The sequence below is a fragment of the Curtobacterium sp. 260 genome (assembly GCF_030803485.1).
In the GTDB taxonomy this organism is placed as follows: Bacteria; Actinomycetota; Actinomycetes; order Actinomycetales; family Microbacteriaceae; genus Curtobacterium.
Genome location: NZ_JAURUY010000003.1, coordinates 113,045 through 134,169, shown reverse-complemented (window position 1 = coordinate 134,169; position 21,125 = coordinate 113,045). Strand labels below are relative to the sequence as shown.

Genomic DNA, 21,125 nt, shown 5'->3' with positions numbered 1-21,125 from the left:
ACCGCACCACACGTGGTGCGGTCCGCGCCGCCCGGCGTCGGACCCGCAGCAACCAACGGAGTCCTTCGTGTTCGACGTCTTCGTCGTCGCCGGTGTCCTCGCCGTGTTCGGTGTCGTGGCACTCATCGCCAAGGGGGTGGAGCGGCTGTGATCGTCGTCACCATCGCCGCCGCCGTCCTCGGCATCGCCTCGGTCGTCTACCTCGTGTGGGCGCTCGTGCACCCGGAGCGGTTCTGATGAGCGCTGCCGACACCTGGGCCGGGATCGCCCAGGTCGCCACCCTCGTCCTGCTCCTCGTGGTCGCCTACCGCCCGGTCGGTGACTGGATGGCGCGTGTCTACACGCCCACGGGGCACGCCCGCATCGAGCGCGGCGTCTACCGCGTGATCGGTGTGGACCCCGACGCCGAGCAGTCCTGGCCCGCGTACCTGCGCGGCGTGCTGCTCTTCAGCGCCGTCGGCGTGCTGCTCGTCTACCTGCTGCAGCGCATCCAGGTCGTGCTGCCCGGTGACCTCGGGCTGCCGAACGTCGGCCCGTCGCTCGCGTTCAACACCGCCGCGTCCTTCGTCGCCAACACCAACTGGCAGTCGTACTCGCCCGAGGCGACCGTCGGCTACTCCGTGCAGATGGCAGGCCTGGCGGTGCAGAACTTCCTGTCCGCCGCGATCGGGCTCGCGGTCGCCGTGGCCCTGGTGCGCGGGTTCGCGCGGCGGAGGAGCGGCACGCTCGGCAACGTCTGGGTCGACGTCGTCCGTGGCACCGGCCGGCTCCTGCTCCCCGGGGCGTTGGTCTTCGCGATCGTCCTGATTGCCGGCGGCGTCGTGCAGTCGTGGGGCACCGGCACGGACATCACCACGCTCGCGGGCGGCACCCAGCACATCCCCGACGGCTTCGTCGCGTCGCAGGAGGCGATCAAGGAGCTCGGCACGAACGGCGGCGGGTACTTCAACGCGAACTCGGCGCACCCGTTCGAGAACCCGCAGGCGTGGACGAACCTCGTCGAGGTCTTCCTCATGCTCGTCATCCCGTTCTCGCTGCCCCGCACGTTCGGGCGGCTCGTCGGTGACGACCGCCAGGGGTACGCGATCCTCGCCGTGATGGGCGCGATCTTCCTCGTGTCGCTCTCGGTGATGTCGATCGCCGAGCTCACGGGCGGCGGCAGCGCCACGCAGGCGGCCGGTGCGGCGATGGAGGGCAAGGAGATGCGCTTCGGCATCCTCGGCACGACGCTCTTCGGCACGACCTCGACCGCCACGTCGACGGGCGCCGTGAACGGCATGTTCGACAGCTTCACGCCGATCGGCGGGATGATGGCGCTCCTCAACATGATGCTCGGCGAGATCAGCCCCGGGGGCGTCGGCTCCGGCCTGTACGGCATGCTCGTGCTCGCCGTCATCACGGTGTTCATCGGCGGACTGCTCGTCGGCCGGACCCCGGAGTACCTCGGCAAGAAGATCCGCGCCCGTGAGATGACCTTCGCGGCGCTGTACATCCTCGTCACGCCGACCCTGGTGCTGCTCGGCACCGGACTGTCCCTGGTGATCCCGGGTGTCCGTGAGCAGGTCCTCGGCACGAGCATCTTCAACCCCGGCAACCACGGGCTGTCCGAGCTGCTCTACGCCTTCACCTCCGGCGCGAACAACAACGGCTCGGCGTTCGGCGGTCTCACCGCGAACACCACGTGGATGAACTCGGCGCTCGGCGTCGTGATGCTGCTCGGCCGCTTCGTCCCGATCGCGCTCGTGCTGGCGCTCGCCGGGTCCCTGGCCGCACAGGACAAGGTGCCCGCGACCGTCGGCACCCTGCCGACGCACCGGCCGCTGTTCATCGGCCTGCTCGGTGCCGTCGCCGTGATCGTCACCGCACTCACCTACTTCCCCGTGCTCGCCCTGGGCCCGCTCGCGGAGGCCCTCTCCTGATGGGAACCGAACCCGTGTCCACCCCGACCCCCTCGTCCACCGTGACCAGCGCGCCGGAGGCGAGCAGTGCCTCCCGGCCGGTCACCCGATCGTCCGCGTTCGGTCCCCGTCAGCTGGCGGCGGGCCTCCCGGGCGCCCTCCGCAAGCTCGACCCGCGCCTGATGTGGCGCAACCCCGTCATGTTCATCGTCGAGGTCGGCGCCGCGCTCACCACCGTGACCGCGTTCGTCGAGCCGTCGGTGTTCACCGCCGCGATCGCGGTGTGGCTCTGGCTGACCGTCGTCTTCGCGAACCTGGCCGAGGCCGTCGCCGAGGGCAGGGGCAAGGCGCAGGCCGACACCCTGCGGAAGACCCGTTCGACGACCAGCGCCCGCCGGGTGCTGCGATGGGACGCGTCCGACGCCGCCGCACTGTCGAACGACACCGAGGAGGTCGCCTCAGTGGACCTCGCGAAGGGCGACGTCGTGGTGGTCGTCGCCGGCGAGGTCATCCCCGGCGACGGTGACGTGATCGAGGGCATCGCCAGCGTCGACGAGTCCGCGGTCACGGGCGAGTCGGCGCCCGTCATCCGCGAGTCCGGTGGTGACCGCAGCGCCGTCACCGGTGGGACGCGGGTGCTGTCCGACCGGATCGTCGTGCGCATCACCTCGACGCCCGGCGAGACCTTCATCGACCGGATGATCCGGCTCGTCGAGGGTGCCGCGCGGCAGAAGACGCCGAACGAGATCGCGCTGAACATCCTGCTGGCGTCGCTGTCGATCGTCTTCGTGATCGTCTGCCTGACGATGCAGCCGATCGCCGGTTTGGTCGGCGCGACCGTCAGCGTGCCGGTGCTCATCGCCCTGCTCGTCTGCCTCATCCCGACCACCATCGGCGCGCTGCTCTCGGCGATCGGGATCGCCGGCATGGACCGGCTCGTGCAGCACAACGTGCTCGCGATGTCCGGGCGCGCGGTCGAGGCGGCCGGGGACATCACCACGCTGCTCCTCGACAAGACCGGCACGATCACGTACGGCAACCGGCAGGCATCGCGCGTGGTGCCCGTCCCGGGCGTCACGGTCGCGACGCTCATGGAGGCCGCAGCCCTGTCGAGCGCCGCGGACAGCACGCCGGAGGGCCGCTCCATCGTCACGCTCGCCGAGCAGGACGGCATCACGCCCGGCACCCCGGCGGGTGCGCTCGAGGTGCCCTTCACCGCGCAGACCCGCATGTCCGGGCTCGACCTGGCCGACGGATCGCAGATCCGCAAGGGTGCAGCGGCCGCCGTGCTCGCCTGGTCGGGGTCTGCCGACGCCGCCGTGGTCGCCGCGGTCGACACCGCGGTCGCCGAGATCTCCGACCAGGGCGGGACGCCGCTCGTCGTCGGCCGTCGCTCGGCCTCGGGCGCCGTCGACCTGCTCGGGGTCGTGCACCTGAAGGACGTCGTGAAGGACGGCATGGCCGAGCGCTTCGCGGAGCTGCGGTCGATGGGCATCCGCACGGTGATGATCACCGGCGACAACCCCCGCACCGCGGCCGCGATCGCCGCCGAGGCCGGCGTCGACGACTTCCTCGCCGAGGCCACGCCCGAGGACAAGCTCGCCTACATCCGGAAGGAACAGGAGGGCGGGAACCTCGTCGCGATGACCGGTGACGGCACGAACGACGCCCCCGCCCTGGCACAGGCCGACGTCGGCGTCGCGATGAACACCGGCACGACCGCTGCGAAGGAGGCCGGCAACATGGTCGACCTCGACTCCGACCCGACGAAGCTCATCGACGTCGTCCGGATCGGCAAGCAGCTGCTCATCACCCGCGGGGCGCTCACCACGTTCTCGATCGCCAACGACGTCGCCAAGTACTTCGCGATCATCCCGGCGATGTTCCAGGCGGCGTTCCCCGGCCTCGCGGCGCTCAACGTCATGGGGCTGCACAGCCCGGCGTCGGCGATCCTGTCGGCCGTCGTGTTCAACGCGCTCGTCATCGTGGCGCTCATCCCGCTGTCGCTGCGGGGTGTGCGCTACCGGGCGGCCTCGGCATCGTCCGTCCTCGGACGCAACCTGCTCGTCTACGGGCTGGGCGGCGTCATCGTCCCCTTCATCGGTATCAAGCTGATCGACCTCGTGGTCGGTCTCATCCCGGGGTTCTAGACCATGGCTTCCTCATCACGCTCCTTCCTCCGTTCCACCGGTGTGGCGATCCGTCTCGCCCTGCTGTCCACCGTCGTCCTCGGCGTCGCCTACCCGCTCGCGGTGTGGGGCGTCGGGCAGGCGGCCTTCCACGACCAGGCGAACGGCTCGATGGTCACCGACTCCTCCGGGAAGGTCGTCGGCTCGTCCCTGATCGGGCAGTCCTTCGCGGGTGCCCAGGCCGACCGCTGGTTCCAGTCGCGTCCGAGTGCCGCGGGCGAGGACGGCTACGACGCGAACGCCTCGTCCGGCTCGAACCTCGGGCCGAACAACCCCGACCTGCTCAAGAGCATCGAGGAGCGGCGGGCCGCCGTGGCGGAGGCCGACGGGGTCAGCGCTGCCGACGTACCCGCCGACGCGGTGACGGCCTCGGGCTCGGGGCTCGACCCGGACATCAGCCCGGAGTACGCGCTGCAGCAGGTGGCCCGGGTGGCCGACGCCCGGGGTCTGTCGGAGTCGACGGTCCGCACGCTCGTCGAGCGGCACACCGAGTCCCGGCAGGTCGGGTTCCTCGGCGAGCCGGTCGTGAACGTCCTCGAGCTGAACCTGGCCCTGGCCGCCGAACGCTGACGGTCCGGCCTGCCGGTCCGGCCGGTCTGGCCCGGCCTGGCCCGAGCCGAGGGCGGCCCGGCCGTGGCCGGCCCGGTCCGGCCCGGTCCGGCCCGAGGGCGGAGCCGCCAGCACAACCGGAAGCACCTCGCGCCGCGGAACCGCGTGGTGCGACGTGCTTCCGGTTGTTCGGCAGCACGGCGCACCACGCACCACAACCACACCACACCACACCGAACCGCGGGAGGATGAGCACGTGAAGCGCGGGAAACTCCGGGTGCTGCTCGGCGCCGCTCCGGGTGTCGGCAAGACGTACACGATGCTCGAGGAGGGCCACCGGCTGCGCGCCGAAGGCCGGGACGTCGTCGTCGCCGTCGTCGAGACCCACGAGCGAGCCGCCACCGCAGCCCTGGTCGACGGTCTCGAGCTCGTGCCCCGCCGCGTCGTCGAGCACCGCGGCGTCGCACTCGACGACATGGACCTCGACGCGGTCGTGGCACGGGCACCCGACGTCGCCCTCGTCGACGAACTCGCGCACACGAACGCCCCGGGCAGCCCGAACGAGAAGCGCTGGCAGGACGTCGAGGAGCTCCTCGCCGCCGGCATCAGCGTCATCTCGACCGTGAACATCCAGCACATGCAGTCCCTCGGCGACGTCGTCCGGGAGATCACCGGCACGGTGCAGCGCGAGACCGTCCCCGACGCCGTGGTCCGCGCCGCCGACCAGATCGAGGTCGTCGACCTGTCGCCGGCGTCCCTGCGCGAACGGCTCTCGGACGGGCTGGTCTACCCGGCCGCCCGCATCGACGCGGCGCTGTCGAACTACTTCCGCCTCGGCAACCTCACCGCGCTGCGCGAGATCGCCCTGCTCTGGCTCGCCGACGAGGTCGACGACGCGCTCAAGGCCTACCGCGCCGAGCACGGCATCGACCATCGGTGGGAGACCCGGGAGCGCGTGCTCGTCGCGTTGACCGGCGGTCCCGAGGGCGAGACCCTGCTGCGCCGCGGTGCCCGCATCGCCGCCCGCAGTGCCGGTGGAGAGCTCGCGGCTGTGCACGTCACGACGAACGACGGGCTGCGCGAGCGCCACCCCGGCGCGCTCGGCAAGCAGCGCGCCCTGCTCGAGCAGCTCGGCGGGACGTACCACCAGGTGGTCGGCGACGACGTGCCGAGCACCCTCGTGCGCTTCGCGAAGTCGGTCGACGCGACCCAGATCGTGATCGGCGTCAGCCGTCGCAGCCGCCTCGCCGCCGCACTGACCGGACCGGGCATCGGCAACACGGTGGTCCGCGAGTCCGGCGACATCGACGTGCACGTCGTCACGCACGAGCGCGCCGGCGGCGGGTTCGCCCTGCCGAAGCTCGGCGGCAGCCTCTCGCGCGGCCGCATCGCCGCGGCGTTCGCGGTCTCGCTGCTGCTCGGCCCGCTGCTGACCTGGCTGCTGTCGCTCGGCAGCGATCCCGACTCGATCACGGTCGACGTGCTGTCGTACCAGCTGCTCGTGCTCGTCGTCGCCCTGACCGGCGGGATGTGGCCGGCGGTCTTCACCGCGGTGCTCTCCGGCCTGAGCCTCGACTACTTCTTCGTGCAACCCCTCTACATGGTCACCGTCCAGCAACCGTGGCACCTGGTGGCCCTCGTGATGTACGTGATCAGTGCCGTCCTGGTCAGCTTCGTGGTCGACCGGTCCGCCCGCCGCAGTCGAGCCGCCCGTCGCGCGGCCGCCGAGTCCGGGCTGCTCGTCGGGATCGCCGGCAGCGTCCTCCGCGGTGACGACGCCCTGCAGGCGCTGCTCGACCGCACCCGCGAGGCGTTCGGGTTCACCGGCGTGCGGATCCGGCAGGGCGAGGAGGTCCCGGCCACGTCGGGGACGTTCGCCGACGGGCCGGACGCGACCACGAGCCTCCCGTCCGGTGCCGTCCTGGAGTTCTCCGGCGCACCCGACGACCCGACCCAGCGCCGGCTGCTGCGCGTCGTCGAGCAGCAGCTCGACGCCGCGGTCGAGCACCGCCGACTCACCCGCACCGCGGTCGACGCCGAGCGGATCGCGGCGGCCGACCGGGTACGGAGCGCCATCCTCGCGGCCGTCGGCCACGACGTGCGCCGGCCGATCGCGGCGGCCTCCGCCGCCGTGCAGACGTTGCGGGCGTCCGACATCCAGCTGTCGGCACCCGACCGGGAGGCACTGCTCGCCACCGCCGACGAGAGCCTCGGTCAACTGGCGGTCCTGCTGGCCGACCTGCTCGACGTCAGCCGGGTCCAGGCCGGGGTGCTCGCCGTCACCCCGCTGCCCACCGCGCTCGAGACGGTCGTCGCCCCCGCGCTCGACGAGCTCGAACTCGGGCCGGACGACGTCGACCTCGACCTGCCCGCCGACCTGCCCCCGGTCCTCGCCGACCCGGTGCTCCTGCAGCGCGTCGTCGTCAACCTGCTCGCGAACGCGCAGCGCTACGCCCCCGAGGGCACCCGGGTCCGGGTCGCCGCCAGCGCCTTCGGCGGCGGGGTCGAGCTGCGTGTCGCCGACCACGGACCCGGCATCCCCGAGGACCGCCGCGGCGAGGTGTTCCAGCCCTTCCAGCGGCTCGGCGACACCGACAACGAGACCGGCCTCGGCCTCGGGCTGGCCCTCGCCCGTGGGTTCACCGAGGGCATGGGCGGCACCATCGAGGTCGACGACACCCCGGGCGGCGGGCTCACCGTCGTCGTGCGGCTGCCGATCGCCGGACACCTGGGAGTGGATGTCAAGTGAGCACGAAGGTCCTCATCGCCGACGACGACGCACAGCTCGTCCGCGCCCTGTCCGTCACGCTCGCCGCGCGCGGGTACGACGTCGCCACCGCCCGGGACGGTCGGGCCGCCATCGACGCCGTGATCACCGAGCGCCCCGACATCGTCATGCTCGACCTCGGCATGCCCCGCCTCGACGGCATCGGGGTGCTCGAGGGCATCCGCGCGTGGTCGCAGGTGCCGGTGCTCGTGCTCTCCGGGCGGACCGATTCGTCGGACAAGGTCGACGCGCTCGACGCCGGTGCCGACGACTACGTGACGAAGCCCTTCCAGATGGACGAGCTGCTCGCCCGGCTCCGGGCCCTCGGGCGACGGCAGGCGACCGCGGCGGCCACCGCAGGCGCGACCCCGACCGTCACGATCGGGGACCTCGTGGTGGACCTCGTCGCGAAGCAGGTCACCCCGCCGACCGGCCCCGCGATCCGGCTCACCCCGACCGAGTGGCGGCTGCTCGAGGTCCTCGTCACGAACCCCGGGCGGCTGATGACCCGCGAGATGCTCCTGACCGAGGTCTGGGGTCCGACGCACGGCAACGACTCCGGGTACCTGCGGCTCTACATGGCGCAGCTGCGGCGGAAGCTCGAGCCCGAGCCGTCGCACCCGCGGTTCCTCGTGACCGAGTCGGGCATGGGGTACCGGTTCGACCCGAGCGGGGCCTGAGCCCTCCCTTCAGCGCCGGTTCAGGCCGCGCCGCCATGCTCGGACGATGCGTGTGCTGGTCGTCGACGACGAGGTGCGGCTCGCGGACGGCATCCGCGCCGGGCTGCAGGCCGAGGGCTTCGCCGTCGACGTCGCGCACGACGGGGTCGACGGGCTCTGGTACGCCCGTGAGCACCCGTACGACGCCATCGTCCTCGACCTGATGATGCCGGGCATGAGCGGCTGGAAGGTGTGCGAGACGCTCCGCGCCGAGCAGGACTGGACCCCCGTGCTCATGCTGACCGCGAAGGACGGTGAGTGGGACCAGGTCGACGCCCTCGACGCCGGTGCCGACGACTACGTGACCAAGCCGTTCTCGTTCCCGGTGCTCGTCGCGCGTCTCCGTGCGCTCGTCCGCAGGGGGTCCCGGGAACGCCCCACGGTCCTCCGGGCCGGCGACCTGCGTCTCGACCCGGCGGAGCGACGGGTGTGGCGGGGCGAGGACCTGCTCGACCTGACGAGCCGGGAGTTCACGGTCCTCGAGTACCTCATGCGGCACGCGGGTCAGGTGCTGTCGAAGCGCGACGTCATCGCGAACGTCTGGGACGACGACTTCGCGGGCGACCCGAACATCGTCGAGGTGTACGTCGGGCACCTGCGCCGGAAGGTCGACCGGCCGTTCGGCCGGACCGCGATCGAGACCGTCCGCGGGGCCGGCTACCGCCTGGACGCCGACGGTGGCTGACCGGTCGCGGCGGGTCCGACGGCCGCGCAGCATCCGTGCACGCGCGACGGGAGGCGCGGCGGTCGTCGTCCTCGTCGCGCTCGTGATCGGGGCGGTCGCCTTCGTCGGGGTCCTCCGGGGCTCGCTGTCCGACGGCGTCCGGTCGTCGGCCGAGCAGACGCTCGACGGCCTCTCCGCACGGGTGGAGACGGACGGTGCCGCCGCCGTCGAGGCCGAGGGCGACGACGTGCTCGCCCAGCTGCAGGACGGCACCGGCCGGGTGCTCGCGCGGGCCGAGGACAGTCCCGACGCGGCCCTCTCCGGCGCCGAGGAGTCCCGGTACCGGCACGACGGCGAGCGCTGGTCCCTCGTGTCCGACGACGTCGAGCTGCCGGACGGCACCGAGAGTGTGCTCGTCGTCGGGCTGCCGCTCGAGGACGCCGACGCCGCCGTTCGGACCGTGTCCGTGCTGCTCGTCGTCGCCGTCCCGGTCGTCGTGGCCCTCATGTCGCTCGTGACGTGGTTCGTCGTCGGTCGAGCGCTCCGTCCGGTCGACCGGATGCGCCGCGAGGTCGACGACGTCGAGGGCGCGAACCTGCACGCGCGCGTGGCGGAACCGGGCTCGGGGGACGAGGTCGACCGTCTCGCCGCCACGATGAACCGGATGCTCGCGCGGCTCGAGGCGTCGCAGGAGGCCCAGCAGCGCTTCGTCTCCGATGCGTCGCACGAGCTGCGGTCCCCGCTCGCGACGATCCGGCAGCACGCCGAGGTCGCCCGGGCGCACCCCGACGTCACCGGGACGGCCGAGCTGGCCGCGGTCGTCCTCGACGAGGGTGCCCGGCTGCAGGACCTCGTCGAGTCGCTCCTCCTGCTCACCCGTGTCGACGAGCGGGGCCGTACCCGTGACCGGGCGGTGGACCTCGACGACCTCGTGTTCGCGGAGGGGTCGCGGTCCGCGGGGGCCGAGGCCGTCCGCGTGGACGTGTCCGGTGTCGCTCCCGCGCGGGTCGGCGGGGACGACCGGCTGCTCGCCCGGGCGGTGCGGAACCTCGTCGACAACGCCGTCCGGCACGCCGCGAGCACCGTGACGGTCACGCTCGTCGGGACCGGCGACGACGCGGTCCTCACCGTCGACGACGACGGACAGGGGATCCTGGAGCAGGACCGGCAGCGCGTGTTCGACCGTTTCGTGCGGCTCGACGAGGGCCGTGCCCGGGACGCGGGTGGGTCGGGTCTGGGGCTCGCGATCGTCGACGCCGTCGTCCGGGCGCACGGCGGCAGCACCGCGGTCTCGACGGCCCCGGCGGGCGGGGCCCGGTTCACGGTCCGGCTCCCGCTGCTGCACGACTGACGCGCTGCCGAGGGCGGTCCCGGACACCCCCGGCGTCGCCCCAGGTGGCTTCAGGCCCGCTTCAGCGCCCGTTCCGCAGGCTTGCCGCATGCAGACCACGACGAAGACCACCGCCCGCCGCATCGCCCTCCTCTCCGCGCTCCCACTCGTCGGGGCGCTGGCGCTCGCCGGCTGCGCCGGTGACGACGACCGCGACGACACGGCCGCCCCGGCTGCCTCGGCACCCTCCGTGACGGCGACCGACGGCAGCGCGAGCGGCAGCACGGGCAGCGGTTCCGACGCCGCCGGGAACGACGCCCTCGGAGCCGCTGCGGAGACCGCACGGGAGGCCGTCGGCTCGGGCACCGTCACCTCGATCGAGCAGGAGGCCGGCGGTACCTCGTGGGAGGTGCTCGTCGTGACCGCGGACGGCAACGAGCAGGAGGTCCACGTGGCCGCCGACGGGGAGCGCACCACCGCCGGTCCGACGAAGGACACCACGGACGCCGAGGACGTCGCGGAGAACCAGCGGTTCGTCGACGCCGCAGACCTGTCCGTCGCGCAGGCAGCATCCACGCTCGTCGAGACGATGCCCGGCACGGTCACCGAGCTCGGACTCGACGACCACGCCGGCACGGTCGTCTGGGAGGGTGACGTCCGCGACGACGCCGGGACGAAGCACAGCATCCGGATCGACGCCGGCAGCGGCGAGGTCGTCACGAACACGGTCGACACCGACGACTGACCCGCAGAAGGGCGCCGGCGCCCGGGTGGCGGGGCACTGGCGGGTGCGTGTCGTGTCCGTGTCGTGGTGCTGTCGCCCCGGGCGTTCCTAGGCTCGGCACCATGAACGAGATGCGGATCGCCACCCTCCGACGTGAGCGCGGCTGGACCCAGGAACGGCTGGCCGAGGCGAGCGGCGTGGCCGTCCGGACCGTGCAACGACTCGAGGGCGGGAACGACGCGAGCCTCGAGACCCTGTCCGCGATCGCCCGGGCGCTCGAGGTCCCGGTGCGGGAGCTCTTCGCGCAGGACGACCCCGCGGAGCTGGAGCCGGGCGTGCGCGGGCTCGACGAGCGGACCGAGGCCGCCGCGGCTGCGGCTGCGTCGGAGCAGGCCGCGCGTGACCGGTTCGTCAGCGGGTTCTGGTCGCTGTACTCCGCGGCCGGGATCGCCTTCGGGATCGTCACGGTCCTGCTCCTCGTCCTGCACGTGTGGTCCTCGCTGGTGTTCCTGCTCGTCGGGGCGTACTGGGTGGTCGGGCGGCTGGCCGGACGGTTCCTGCTCGACTCGGTGCTCGGCCCCTGGCTCGACCGGCGCTGGCCGCTGTCGTCGGCGACCGACGTGCCGGTCCGTGCCGCTCGCTGAGCCGACGCCGGTCCGCGTCGGGCCGGACGACGTCGACGAGGTGCACGCCTTCCTGTCGGCGTGCGACCTGACGGTCGCGGGGCTGTCGGACCCGGGCGTCCGGCTCTGGGCGCTCCGTGGTCAGGGCGGCGCCGTCGTCGGTACCACCGGGTACGAGACCGGGCCGGACGGGAGGCACGCCCTCCTCCGCAGCGTCGCCGTCGGACCGGCACTGCGCGGCTCGGGTCGCGGTGCGGCGCTCGCTCGGTTCGCGATGGCGGAGGCGACTGCGGGCGGGGCGCGACGGGCGTGGTTGTTCAGTCGGCGGTCCGGGCAGTTCTGGCAGGGCCTCGGCTTCGCGCCGGCCGATCGCGCGGAGCTCGCGACCGTGCTCGCCGGCACGACGCAGGTCGAGCTGTTCCGCGCGACCGGGCAGCTCGGGCACGAGGTCGCGTGGAGCCGGCTGCTGGTCCCGCCCGTGCCAGTCCCTTAGGAGGGTCCAAGGCTGCGCCGACGATCCGCGCACGTGGCGGTCGCACGCTCGTGGGCATGACCGAGACGATCCCCACCGAGCGACCGCGCCTGCTCCCGCCACCCATCCGTCCGCTCGGCGTCCGCGACCGCCTGGTCGGTCTCGTCCGCGGCGGTGCGGACACCGCGCGGTGGGAGCGCCCCGCGTTCCTCGGGCTGCTGCTCGTGACCGCTGTCCTCTACGTCGTGAACCTCGGCGTGAACGGCTGGGCGAACGCGTTCTACTCGGCGGCGGTGCAGGCGGGGAGCCAGAGCTGGGAGGCGTTCTTCTACGGCTCCTCCGACGCCGCGAACGCGATCACGGTCGACAAGCCGCCGGCATTCCTCTGGGTGATCGGCATCTCCGTCCGGTTGTTCGGGCTGAACTCGTGGTCGATCCTCGTGCCGCAGGCGTTGATGGGCGTCGCGTCGGTGGCGGTCCTGTACCGGATCGTCCGGCGCCGGTTCTCGGCCGGCGCCGCCCTGACCGCGGGTGCGGTCCTGGCCACGACCCCGGTCGCGACCCTCATGTTCCGCTACGACAACCCGGACGCCCTGCTCGTGCTGCTCACCGTCGGGGCGATCGCCCTGACGCTGCGCGGGGTCGAGTCCGGGCGGATGCGGTGGGTCGTCTGGGCCGGCGTGCTCGTCGGGCTCGGCTTCCTGACGAAGCAGCTGCAGGCGTTCCTCGTGCTGCCGCCCCTGGTCGGGGTGTACCTCCTCGCGTCGCCCCGCCCGGTGCTCCGGCGGATCGGGCACCTGTCCGCGGCGGCGCTCGCCGTGGTGGTCTCCGCCGGGTGGTGGGTCGCGATCGTCGAACTCGTGCCGGCCTCGGCTCGGCCGTACGTCGGCGGGTCGCAGACGAACAGCTTCCTCGAGCTGACCTTCGGTTACAACGGACTCGGCCGGGTCACGGGCGACGAGACGGGGAGCGTCGTGCCCGGCGGGACGACCGGGGCGGGCTCGTGGGGCTCGACCGGCCTGACCCGGCTGTTCGGCTCGGAGTTCGGCACGCAGGTGACCTGGCTGCTGCCGACCGCGCTCGTGCTGCTCGTCGTGTCCCTCGTCGCGATCGGGGTCCGTCGCCGCCGTGACCCGCGGCTCGCGACCGTGCTGGTGCTCGGCGGCTCGTTGCTCGTCACCGGGCTGGTCTTCAGCTTCATGGGCGGGATCTTCCACCCGTACTACACGGTGGCGCTCGCGCCGTACATCGCGGGCGTGGTCGGCATCGGTGCCGGGCTCCTGTGGCAGCGCCGCGCGGTGCTCGCCTGGCGCATCGCCGCCGCCGGCGTCGTCGCACTCTCCGGAGCGTGGTCGTCCGCGCTGCTGTCCCAGGCGTCGTCGTGGCAACCGTGGATCCGGTGGGTGGTCCTCGTCGCGGCCGTCGTCGGGACCGTCCTCGTCCTGCTGCCGCCGCGCGGTCGGGGCCTCGCGGGGGCGACGGTGGCGACCGTGCTCGTCGCGGCGCTGCTCGGGCCGACGGCGTTCTCGGTGCAGACCACCACGGTCGGGCACACGGGTGCGCTCCCGTCGGCCGGGCCGAGCGTCACGACGAGCGGGTCCGGCGGGGGTCGCGGCGGCGCGCCCGGTGGTCAGGGTGGTCCCGGCGGCCAGGGAGCGCCCGGCGGCCAGGGAGCGCCCGGCGGTCAGGGCGGCCCCGGCGGAGCACCGGGCGGCCAGACCGGCCAGAACGGGACCGGCCAGAACACGACCGGACAGAACGCGACCGGCCAGAACGGGACCGGCCAGAACGGGACGCGCCAGAACGCGAACGGCCCGGGGACCGCAGGCGGCACCGACGGCCGCACGAACGCCCCCGGCGGCGGCACGAACCTGCTCGGCGGTTCGACCGAGGTGTCCGACGAGGTCGTCGCCGCGCTGTCCGCGGACGCCGACCAGTACACCTGGGCCGCCGCGACCGTCGGGTCGAACAGCGCCGCCGCGTACCAGCTCGCGACGGGCGACCCCGTGATGGCGATCGGCGGCTACAACGGCACCGACCCGGCCCCGACCCTGGCGGAGTTCCGGGCCCTCGTCGCCGCGGGGAAGGTGCACTGGTTCGTCGGTGGCAGCACCAGCACCAGCAGCAGCGGGAGCGACGCCGCAGCCGAGATCGCCGAGTGGGTCGCCGCGCACTTCGAGCCGACGACGGTCGACGGCGTGACGATGTACGACCTCACACCGGCGTCCTGACCACGCACACCGCCGGTACCGCCCGCGTCCCCCGGACACGAGCGGGCGGTACCGTCGATCCGTGACCATCGAGCTGCGCCGGGTGACCGCCGAGGACTGGGCCGTCTGGCGCCCGGTCCGCCTCGCCGCCCTCACCGACGCGCCTCAGGCGTTCGGCTCCCGCCTCGAGGACTGGCAGGACGCTCCGGAACACCGCTGGCGCACCCGGTTGTCGCTGCCGGGCGCGGTCGACCTGCTCGCGGTCGAGGAGGGCGACACCGTCGGGATGGCGAGCGGGGTCCCCGACCCGGACGACCCCGCGCTGGCCGAGCTGATCTCGATGTGGGTCGCGCCGGGCGCCCGCGGTCGGGGGCTCGTCGCACGCCTCGTCGACGAGGTCGCTCGCGTGCTCGTCGCGCAGGGGACCGAACACCTCGAGCTCTCGGTGATGCCGGACAACGACCGCGCACGCCGGGCGTACGAGCGCATCGGGTTCACCGCGACGGACACCCCCGGCGACCGGCTGCCGGACGGCCGGACCGAGACCGTGATGCGCCGCGACCTCACCGCCGAGCGCACGCTCCTCGCGTACGAGCGCGGCGCCGACCGCTGGACGGAACGGACCGACGACCACCGCGCGGGACTCGTCGACGACCTGCTCGGCCTCGTGCCCGACGGCGCCCACGTCCTGGAACTCGGCTCCGGCCCAGGTCGGGACGCGGACGCGCTCGAGGCAGCGGGACTCCGTGTCGACCGGACCGACGGCACCACGGCGTTCGTCGACCGGCTCCGCGTCGCCGGCCACGAGGCCCGCGTGCTCGACGTCCGCCGCGACGGCTGGGGCGGCCCGTACGACGCCGTCGTCGCGAACGCGGTCCTCCTGCACGTCGCGCGGTCGGACACCCCCGCCGTGCTCGAGCGCGCGCGCCGGGCGGTCCGCCCCGGTGGCGTCCTCGCGGCGACGGTGAAGCGGGGCGACCGCGACGGCCAGGGTGATGGCTGGAGCGACCGGAAGCTCGACGACCCCCGCTGGTTCACCTACTGGGACGAGGACGCCCTCGCGGCAGCCGTCACGACCGCCGGGTGGACCGACGTCCGGGTCCGTGAGACCACCCGCCCCGGCGCCGAGGAGCGCTGGCTGACCGTGACGGCCCGTCGGCCCGACGAGGACCGGCCCGACGAGGACCGGCCCGACGAGGACCGGCCCGATGAGGACCGGCCCGACGAGGACCGGCCGGACGAGGAGGACCGACCGTGAACCGAGCACTCCGCTGGACCGCCTGGGTCGTCACCGTGGTGGTGCTGCTCGCGGTGGTCTTCCTCGTGTACGCGAACATCGTCATGCAGGGCACCAGGAGCGCTGCGCTGCAGGTCTGGCGGGACGACCGTGTGGCCGTGCGCGACGTGGGCGACAGCGTCGTGATGACCCCGACGGGCAGCGACGACGGCAAGGGGATCGTCTTCATCCCGGGCGCGAAGGTCGACCCCTTCGCGTACATGGCGACCTTCCGCCAGGTCGTCGCCTCGGGCACCACCGTCGTCATCACGAAGCCGACGCTGAACCTGGCGTTCTTCGACACCCGCCCGCTGGCGACCTTCGAGGCGCACGCACCCGGTGTCCGCACCTGGGCGGTCGGCGGCCACTCGCTCGGCGGGGTCCGCGCGTGCCAGCTCGCGCAGGACGCGGACGGTCTGCTGCTGCTCGGCAGCTACTGCGCGAACGACATCGCTCGTTCGTACGTCCAGGTCCTCAGCGTCTCCGGCTCCCGCGACGGCCTCTCGACGCCCGACAGAGTCGCCGCCGCCCGCGACGAACTCCCCTCCACGGCGCGGATGGTCGAGATCGAGGGTGCGAACCACGCCGACTTCGGCGCGTACGGCGACCAGCCCGGCGACCGCACGGCGACGATCTCACGCGAGGACGCGCGGGCGCAGATCAGCGCGGCCGTCCAGGACTGGGTGCGCACCCTGGGCTGACGCGACCACACGACAGACCGGAGGCTCGGTGCCAGCCGGCACCGAGCCTCCAGACCGTCGGCTGATCGGGGAGTGATCAGTGGATGCGGCCCGCCTCGTGGTCGCGACCGGTCCGGCGGCCCGTCGCACGGGCGACGAAGTACAGCACCACGCCTACGGCCAGCAGCAGGGCGGCGTACAGCCAGACCTGCCCGCTCTGCTGCGTGAGCAGCAGGATGCAGGACGCCACCCCGAGCACCGGCACCCACGTCCACACACGGAAGTGGTCGTGCTCGACCCTGTCCTTCCGCAGCACCAGCACGGCGACGTTCGTGCTGATGAAGACGAACAGCAGCAGGAGCACGACGGTCTCGGCGAGGGTTCCGACGTCACCGACGAGCGTCAGGAGCATCGCGACGACGGTGGTCGCGACGATGGCGACCCACGGGGTCTTCCGGTTCGGCAGGACCTTCGCGAGCAGGGCGGGCAGGAGCCGCTGCTCCGCCATGCCGTACGTGACGCGGCTCGCCATGATCATCGTGAGGAGCGCGCCGTTCGCGACGGCGACCAGGGCGATGAGGCTGAACACCCAGTCGGGGATCGGCACGCCGGTCGCCGACACGACGGCCAGCAGGGGGCCGCTCGACCCGGACAGCTCCGAGGCCGGCAGGGCGATCGAGCTCGCGAGCGCGACGAGCACGTAGACGACGCCGGCGGCGGCGAGGGACCCGAACAGCGCGCGGGGGTAGATGCGACGGACGTCGCGGACCTCCTCGGCGATGTTCGCCGAGGTCTCGAAGCCGACGAACGAGTAGTAGGCGACGATCGCGGCGCTCAGGGTCGCGAGTGCGGGGTTCGCCTCGGCGGGGAAGGCGCCGATGCGCGAGACGTCGCCGCCGCCACCGCCCAGCATGACCGCGACGACCACGATGACGATGACCAGGCCGGAGACCTCGATGATCGTCATGACGACGTTGCTGCGCAGCGAGTCGGAGATGCCCCGGGCGTTCAGGCAGGCGACGAGTGCGAGGAACACGATCGCCGTCGGCACCGGCGGCAGGTCCACGAAGGTGCCGAGGTAGTCGCCCGCGAACGCCAGTGAGAGCCCCGCGGCGCTCGTGACACCGGCGGCGAGCATGCTGAAGCCGACGAGGAACGACACGATCGGCGTCTTGTACGCCCGCTCGGCGAACACCGCGGCGCCACCGGCCTTCGGGTACTTCGTCACGAGCTCGGCGTACGAGCCCGCGGTCAGCAGGGCCAGGAGCAGCGCGAGGACCAGCGGTGCCCAGAGCGCGCCGCCGACGTCCTTCGACAGGGTGCCCATGAGGGCGTAGATGCCGGCGCCGAGCACGTCGCCGAGGATGAAGAGGAACAGGAGCGGGCCGGTGATCGCCTGCTTGAGCTTCGAGCCCGAGCCGTCCTGGGCCGTCGTGGTGGTGCTCATGTGGTGCCTTCCGTCACGCCCAACCTCGACGGGGAGCGGTCCGAGCGCTCCCGGAAGGTCCGCTCGGCGCGGTCGACACGGGTCCTCCCGAGCCTGAGCGTCCGAGCCGGGGCGGTCCTAGACTCGATCGGAGCCGAACCGACCACCGAGACCAGAGGAACTCCGATGACGATGCCGGACCGGCGCACGCCCGCACGACTCGCCGACACGCGGGCACTCCTGTTCGACCTGGACGGCGTGCTGACGCCCACCGCCGACGTGCACATGCGCGCGTGGAGCCGCCTGTTCACGCCGTTCCTGTCCGAGCACGGCGCTGCGCCGTACACGGAGCAGGACTACTTCGACCACATCGACGGCAAGCCCCGCTACGACGGGGTCCGTTCGTTGCTCGCGTCCCGGGGCATCGAGGTCCCGCAGGGCGCGCCGGACGACGCCCCCGGGAGCGACACCGTGTGCGCGCTCGGCAACCGCAAGAACGCCGAGTTCACGGCCGAGCTGACCGAGCACGGCGTCGAGCCGTACCCGGGGTCGCTCCGGTTCCTCGTCGCCGCGATCGCCGCCGGCATGCAGGTCGCCGTCGTGTCGAGCTCGGCGAACGCGACGCAGGTCCTGCGCACGGCGGGCATCCTCGACCACTTCCCGGTGGTCGTCGACGGCCTGGTCGCGCGTCAGGACGGCCTCGCCGGCAAGCCCGCGCCGGACACCTACCTCGACGCCGCCGGGCGCTTCGGGCTGGCCCCGGCCGAGTGCGTCGTCGTCGAGGACGCCACGAGCGGGGTCGAGGCCGGTCGGAACGGCGCCTTCGGGCTCGTCGTCGGCGTGGACCGCGGCGCCGGAGCCGACGCGCTGCGCGAGCACGGCGCGGACGTCGTCGTCCAGGACCTCGCCGAACTCGTCGACCAGCTCCCGGCCCCGCGCACCAGCTAGCCTCCCGTCCCACCGGAACGGCCCCGACGGCGTGGCCAGACCGTCCGACCACCGCACGACTCCTCCCTCCCACGGAGCACACGCCATGAACCCCATCACCTCCGACCCCCTCGACCGCGTCCGCTACCCGGTCGACGAGTGGGCGCTCGTCGAGACCGAGTACGCCCCGGACGAGCAGGGCGTCGCGGAGACGAACTTCGCGGTCGGCAACGGCTACCTCGGCCTGCGCGGCAACCTCGACGAGGGCCGCGGCGGCGTGCAGTACGGCACGTACGTCAACGGCTTCCACGAGACCTGGCCGATCCGGCACGCCGAGGACGCCTTCGGCTTCGCCAAGACCGGGCAGACGATCATCAACGCGCCCGACGCCAAGGTCATCCGGTTGTACGTCGACGACGAGCCGCTGGTCCTGGCCGAGGCCGACATCCTGCGGCACACCCGTCGGCTCGAGTTCCGCGGCGGCTACCTGTACCGCGAGACCGAGTGGTCGACGCCGTCCGGCAAGCGCGTGCTCATCCGTGCCCGTCGACTCGTGTCCTTCACCGACCGGCACCTCGCCGTCATCGACTACGAGGTCACCGTGCTCGACGGGGACGCCTCGATCCTGCTGTCGAGCCAGATCCTCAACCGGCAGGACGTGCAGGACGAGTACCACGCGGGCATGCGGGCTGCGGCGAACGCCTTCGACCCCCGCAAGGCCGAGGCGTTCACCGAGCGGGTGCTCGAGCCGAAGCTCAAGCGCAGCACGGGCGGCCGTTCGCTGCTCGGCTACCAGGCGTCGAGCTCGGGCATGACGATCTGCGTCGGTGTCGAGCACCACCTGGAGACCGAGAACTCGTGGGACGAGGCGTCGTCGATCGAGGACGACCTCGCGAAGCACGTCTACCGCGTGCAGGCCCGCGCCGGGGTGCCGATCCGACTCGTGAAGCACATGGTCTACCACACGTCCCGCGGGGTGCCGGCGCGGGAGCTCGCCGACCGGTGCGAGCGGACGCTCGACCGTGCGCGCGCCGAGACGGTCGAGGAGACCTTCGCCAAGCAGCGCGCGTGGATGGACGACTACTGGACGCGCAGCGACGTCGAGATCCCGGGGCAGCCCGCGATCCAGCAGGCGGTCCGGTGGAACCTGTTCATGCTCGCGCAGGCCACCGCCCGCACCGACGGGCACGGCATCGCGGCGAAGGGCGTCACGGGCTCTGGGTACGGCGGTCACTACTTCTGGGACATGGAGATCTACGTCCTGCCGTTCCTGTCGTACACGGCGCCGATCGTCGCGCGGAACGCGCTGCGCTTCCGCTACAACATGCTCGACGCCGCTCGGTCGCGGGCGCGGGAGCTGAACCAGCGCGGGGCGCTCTTCCCGTGGCGGACGATCAACGGCGAGGAGTCGAGCGCGTACTACGCGGCCGGGACCGCGCAGTACCACATCGATGCGGACATCGCCCATGCGCTCATGCAGTACGTGCGGGCCTCGGGTGACACCGACTTCCTGAAGCGCGGGGCGATCGACATCCTGGTCGAGACCGCCCGCCTGTGGTCCGACCTGGGCTTCTGGCGGTCGAACGGCGACCGGAAGTTCCACATCGACGGGGTCACCGGGCCCGACGAGTACACGACGGTCGTCGACGACAACCTCTACACGAACGTGATGGCGCGGGCCAACCTGTGGTTCGCGGTGAACGCCTGCCGGCAGCTCGCGACCGACGACCCGGAGGAGTACGGCCGCATGGTCCGGCGCACCGGGCTCGTCGACGACGAGGTCACCGAGTGGGAGCACGCCGCCGAGTCGATGGAGATCCCGTTCGACCCGCACCGCGGCGTCCACCCGCAGGACGCCCAGTTCCTCGACAAGGAGCTCTGGGACCTCGAGAACACGCCCGAGTCCAAGCGACCGTTGCTGCTGCACTACCACCCGCTGGTGATCTACCGGTTCCAGGTGCTCAAGCAGGCCGACGTCGTGCTCGCGCTGTTCCTGCAGGGCCACGAGTTCACCGCGGCCGAGAAGCGTCGCGACTTCGACTACTACGACGCCCTGACGACCGGTGACTCGACGCTCTCCGCCGTGGTCCAGTCGATCATGGCGGCCGAGGTCGGGTACCACGACCTGGCGGCGCAGTACTTCCTCACGGCGCTCTACGTCGACCTCGCCGACCTGCACGGCAACACCGCGGACGGCGTGCACATCGCGTCGACGGGCGGCATCTGGGGTGCGCTCGTGAACGGCTTCGGCGGCATGCGCGACCACGGTGGCCGGATGACGTTCAACCCGCGCCTGCCGAAGGACTGGGAGCGCCTGACCTACCGCATCCAGGTGCACGGCTCGCGCGTCCGGGTCGACCTCGAGGAGGACACGATGACCTTCACGGTGGAGACCGGCGAGGGCTTCACCGCGTGGGTGCACAACCAGCAGTGGGACGTCACCGCGGGGGAGCCGACGGTCGTGCCGCTCGCCCACCACGGGCCCCGGATGAGCGGGCACGCGCCCACCACGAGCGACATCCAGGGCACGCTCCGGGCGGACGGCTCCGTCATCACGGCGTCGATCCCGATGATCTCGCTGGACCGGAACCTCGACCTCGACGAGACCACCGCCTGATCGTCCGGCCGGGAGGCGCGGCGCGGCGCGGGTCCGCCCCGCGCCGCGCCTCCC

At 72.7% G+C, this 21,125-nt stretch carries 17 protein-coding genes; 16 read left to right on the top strand and 1 reads right to left on the bottom strand.

What is annotated here, in order from left to right; genetic code table 11:
- The first annotated feature begins 147 nt into the window (after positions 1-147).
- The 14 genes from J2X59_RS05035 (at position 148) to J2X59_RS04970 (ending at position 16,122) form a co-directional block, all read left to right on the top strand.
- The gene (locus tag J2X59_RS05035; protein WP_058729515.1) at positions 148-237 is read left to right on the top strand and encodes a potassium-transporting ATPase subunit F; all 90 of its coding nucleotides are present in this window, start codon (positions 148-150) and stop codon (positions 235-237) included.
- Complete coding sequence (gene kdpA, locus J2X59_RS05030) at positions 237-1,919, top strand: potassium-transporting ATPase subunit KdpA (protein WP_326495905.1); 1,683 nt, start codon at positions 237-239, stop codon at positions 1,917-1,919. The genes J2X59_RS05035 and kdpA overlap by 1 nt, the downstream gene beginning before the upstream one ends.
- The gene (kdpB, locus tag J2X59_RS05025) at positions 1,919-4,048 is read left to right on the top strand and encodes a potassium-transporting ATPase subunit KdpB (protein ID WP_326495904.1); all 2,130 of its coding nucleotides are present in this window, start codon (positions 1,919-1,921) and stop codon (positions 4,046-4,048) included. Before kdpA ends, kdpB begins: the two co-directional genes overlap by 1 nt.
- Positions 4,049-4,051: 3 nt before the next feature.
- Entirely contained in the window at positions 4,052-4,657 is a 606-nt protein-coding gene (kdpC, locus tag J2X59_RS05020; protein ID WP_326495903.1) for a potassium-transporting ATPase subunit KdpC, read from the top strand.
- A gap of 235 nt (positions 4,658-4,892) precedes the next feature.
- Positions 4,893-7,385 (top strand): ATP-binding protein, encoded by a 2,493-nt coding sequence (locus tag J2X59_RS05015; protein WP_326495902.1) that lies wholly within the window; start codon positions 4,893-4,895, stop codon positions 7,383-7,385.
- Positions 7,382-8,083 carry a response regulator transcription factor gene (locus J2X59_RS05010; RefSeq protein ID WP_326495901.1) on the top strand — a complete coding sequence of 234 codons (702 nt, stop codon included), beginning with the start codon at positions 7,382-7,384 and terminating at the stop codon, positions 8,081-8,083. The genes J2X59_RS05015 and J2X59_RS05010 overlap by 4 nt, the downstream gene beginning before the upstream one ends.
- 46 nt (positions 8,084-8,129) lie before the next feature.
- Complete coding sequence (locus J2X59_RS05005; protein ID WP_326495900.1) at positions 8,130-8,807, top strand: response regulator transcription factor; 678 nt, start codon at positions 8,130-8,132, stop codon at positions 8,805-8,807.
- Positions 8,800-10,137 carry a sensor histidine kinase gene (locus J2X59_RS05000; protein WP_326495899.1) on the top strand — a complete coding sequence of 446 codons (1,338 nt, stop codon included), beginning with the start codon at positions 8,800-8,802 and terminating at the stop codon, positions 10,135-10,137. Before J2X59_RS05005 ends, J2X59_RS05000 begins: the two co-directional genes overlap by 8 nt.
- 88 nt (positions 10,138-10,225) lie before the next feature.
- Positions 10,226-10,861 carry a PepSY domain-containing protein gene (locus tag J2X59_RS04995; protein ID WP_326495898.1) on the top strand — a complete coding sequence of 212 codons (636 nt, stop codon included), beginning with the start codon at positions 10,226-10,228 and terminating at the stop codon, positions 10,859-10,861.
- A gap of 101 nt (positions 10,862-10,962) precedes the next feature.
- Positions 10,963-11,484 (top strand): helix-turn-helix domain-containing protein, encoded by a 522-nt coding sequence (locus tag J2X59_RS04990; RefSeq protein WP_326495897.1) that lies wholly within the window; start codon positions 10,963-10,965, stop codon positions 11,482-11,484.
- A complete protein-coding gene (locus tag J2X59_RS04985) occupies positions 11,471-11,956 on the top strand; it encodes a GNAT family N-acetyltransferase (RefSeq protein ID WP_326495896.1) in 486 nt (161 codons plus the stop codon). The genes J2X59_RS04990 and J2X59_RS04985 overlap by 14 nt, the downstream gene beginning before the upstream one ends.
- A gap of 56 nt (positions 11,957-12,012) precedes the next feature.
- Positions 12,013-14,166 carry an ArnT family glycosyltransferase gene (locus J2X59_RS04980; protein WP_326495895.1) on the top strand — a complete coding sequence of 718 codons (2,154 nt, stop codon included), beginning with the start codon at positions 12,013-12,015 and terminating at the stop codon, positions 14,164-14,166.
- A gap of 61 nt (positions 14,167-14,227) precedes the next feature.
- Complete coding sequence (locus J2X59_RS04975) at positions 14,228-15,403, top strand: bifunctional GNAT family N-acetyltransferase/class I SAM-dependent methyltransferase (RefSeq protein ID WP_326495894.1); 1,176 nt, start codon at positions 14,228-14,230, stop codon at positions 15,401-15,403.
- Complete coding sequence (locus J2X59_RS04970; protein WP_326495893.1) at positions 15,400-16,122, top strand: alpha/beta hydrolase; 723 nt, start codon at positions 15,400-15,402, stop codon at positions 16,120-16,122. The genes J2X59_RS04975 and J2X59_RS04970 overlap by 4 nt, the downstream gene beginning before the upstream one ends.
- A gap of 76 nt (positions 16,123-16,198) precedes the next feature.
- Here the strand turns inward: J2X59_RS04970 and J2X59_RS04965 are convergent, their stop codons facing one another.
- Positions 16,199-17,548 carry an APC family permease gene (locus J2X59_RS04965; protein WP_326495892.1) on the bottom strand — a complete coding sequence of 450 codons (1,350 nt, stop codon included), beginning with the start codon at positions 17,546-17,548 and terminating at the stop codon, positions 16,199-16,201.
- 165 nt (positions 17,549-17,713) lie between these two features.
- Between J2X59_RS04965 and J2X59_RS04960 the strand changes: the two genes are divergently transcribed.
- The gene (locus J2X59_RS04960; protein ID WP_326495891.1) at positions 17,714-18,475 is read left to right on the top strand and encodes an HAD family hydrolase; all 762 of its coding nucleotides are present in this window, start codon (positions 17,714-17,716) and stop codon (positions 18,473-18,475) included.
- Positions 18,476-18,560: 85 nt separating this feature from the next.
- Positions 18,561-21,071 (top strand): glycoside hydrolase family 65 protein, encoded by a 2,511-nt coding sequence (locus J2X59_RS04955; protein WP_326495890.1) that lies wholly within the window; start codon positions 18,561-18,563, stop codon positions 21,069-21,071.
- Positions 21,072-21,125 lie beyond the last annotated feature (54 nt).

What these genes read in the sequence shown, in the direction of transcription:
- kdpA (WP_326495905.1), top strand. Translation starts at nt 237, where the DNA reads ATGAGCGCTGCCGACACCTGGGCCGGGATCGCCCAGGTCGCCACCCTC.
- kdpB (WP_326495904.1), top strand. Translation starts at nt 1,919, where the DNA reads ATGGGAACCGAACCCGTGTCCACCCCGACCCCCTCGTCCACCGTGACC.
- kdpC (WP_326495903.1), top strand. Translation starts at nt 4,052, where the DNA reads ATGGCTTCCTCATCACGCTCCTTCCTCCGTTCCACCGGTGTGGCGATC.
- J2X59_RS05005 (WP_326495900.1), top strand. Translation starts at nt 8,130, where the DNA reads ATGCGTGTGCTGGTCGTCGACGACGAGGTGCGGCTCGCGGACGGCATC.
- J2X59_RS04995 (WP_326495898.1), top strand. Translation starts at nt 10,226, where the DNA reads ATGCAGACCACGACGAAGACCACCGCCCGCCGCATCGCCCTCCTCTCC.
- J2X59_RS04990 (WP_326495897.1), top strand. Translation starts at nt 10,963, where the DNA reads ATGAACGAGATGCGGATCGCCACCCTCCGACGTGAGCGCGGCTGGACC.
- J2X59_RS04980 (WP_326495895.1), top strand. Translation starts at nt 12,013, where the DNA reads ATGACCGAGACGATCCCCACCGAGCGACCGCGCCTGCTCCCGCCACCC.
- J2X59_RS04965 (WP_326495892.1), bottom strand. Translation starts at nt 17,548, where the DNA reads ATGAGCACCACCACGACGGCCCAGGACGGCTCGGGCTCGAAGCTCAAG.
- J2X59_RS04960 (WP_326495891.1), top strand. Translation starts at nt 17,714, where the DNA reads ATGACGATGCCGGACCGGCGCACGCCCGCACGACTCGCCGACACGCGG.
- J2X59_RS04955 (WP_326495890.1), top strand. Translation starts at nt 18,561, where the DNA reads ATGAACCCCATCACCTCCGACCCCCTCGACCGCGTCCGCTACCCGGTC.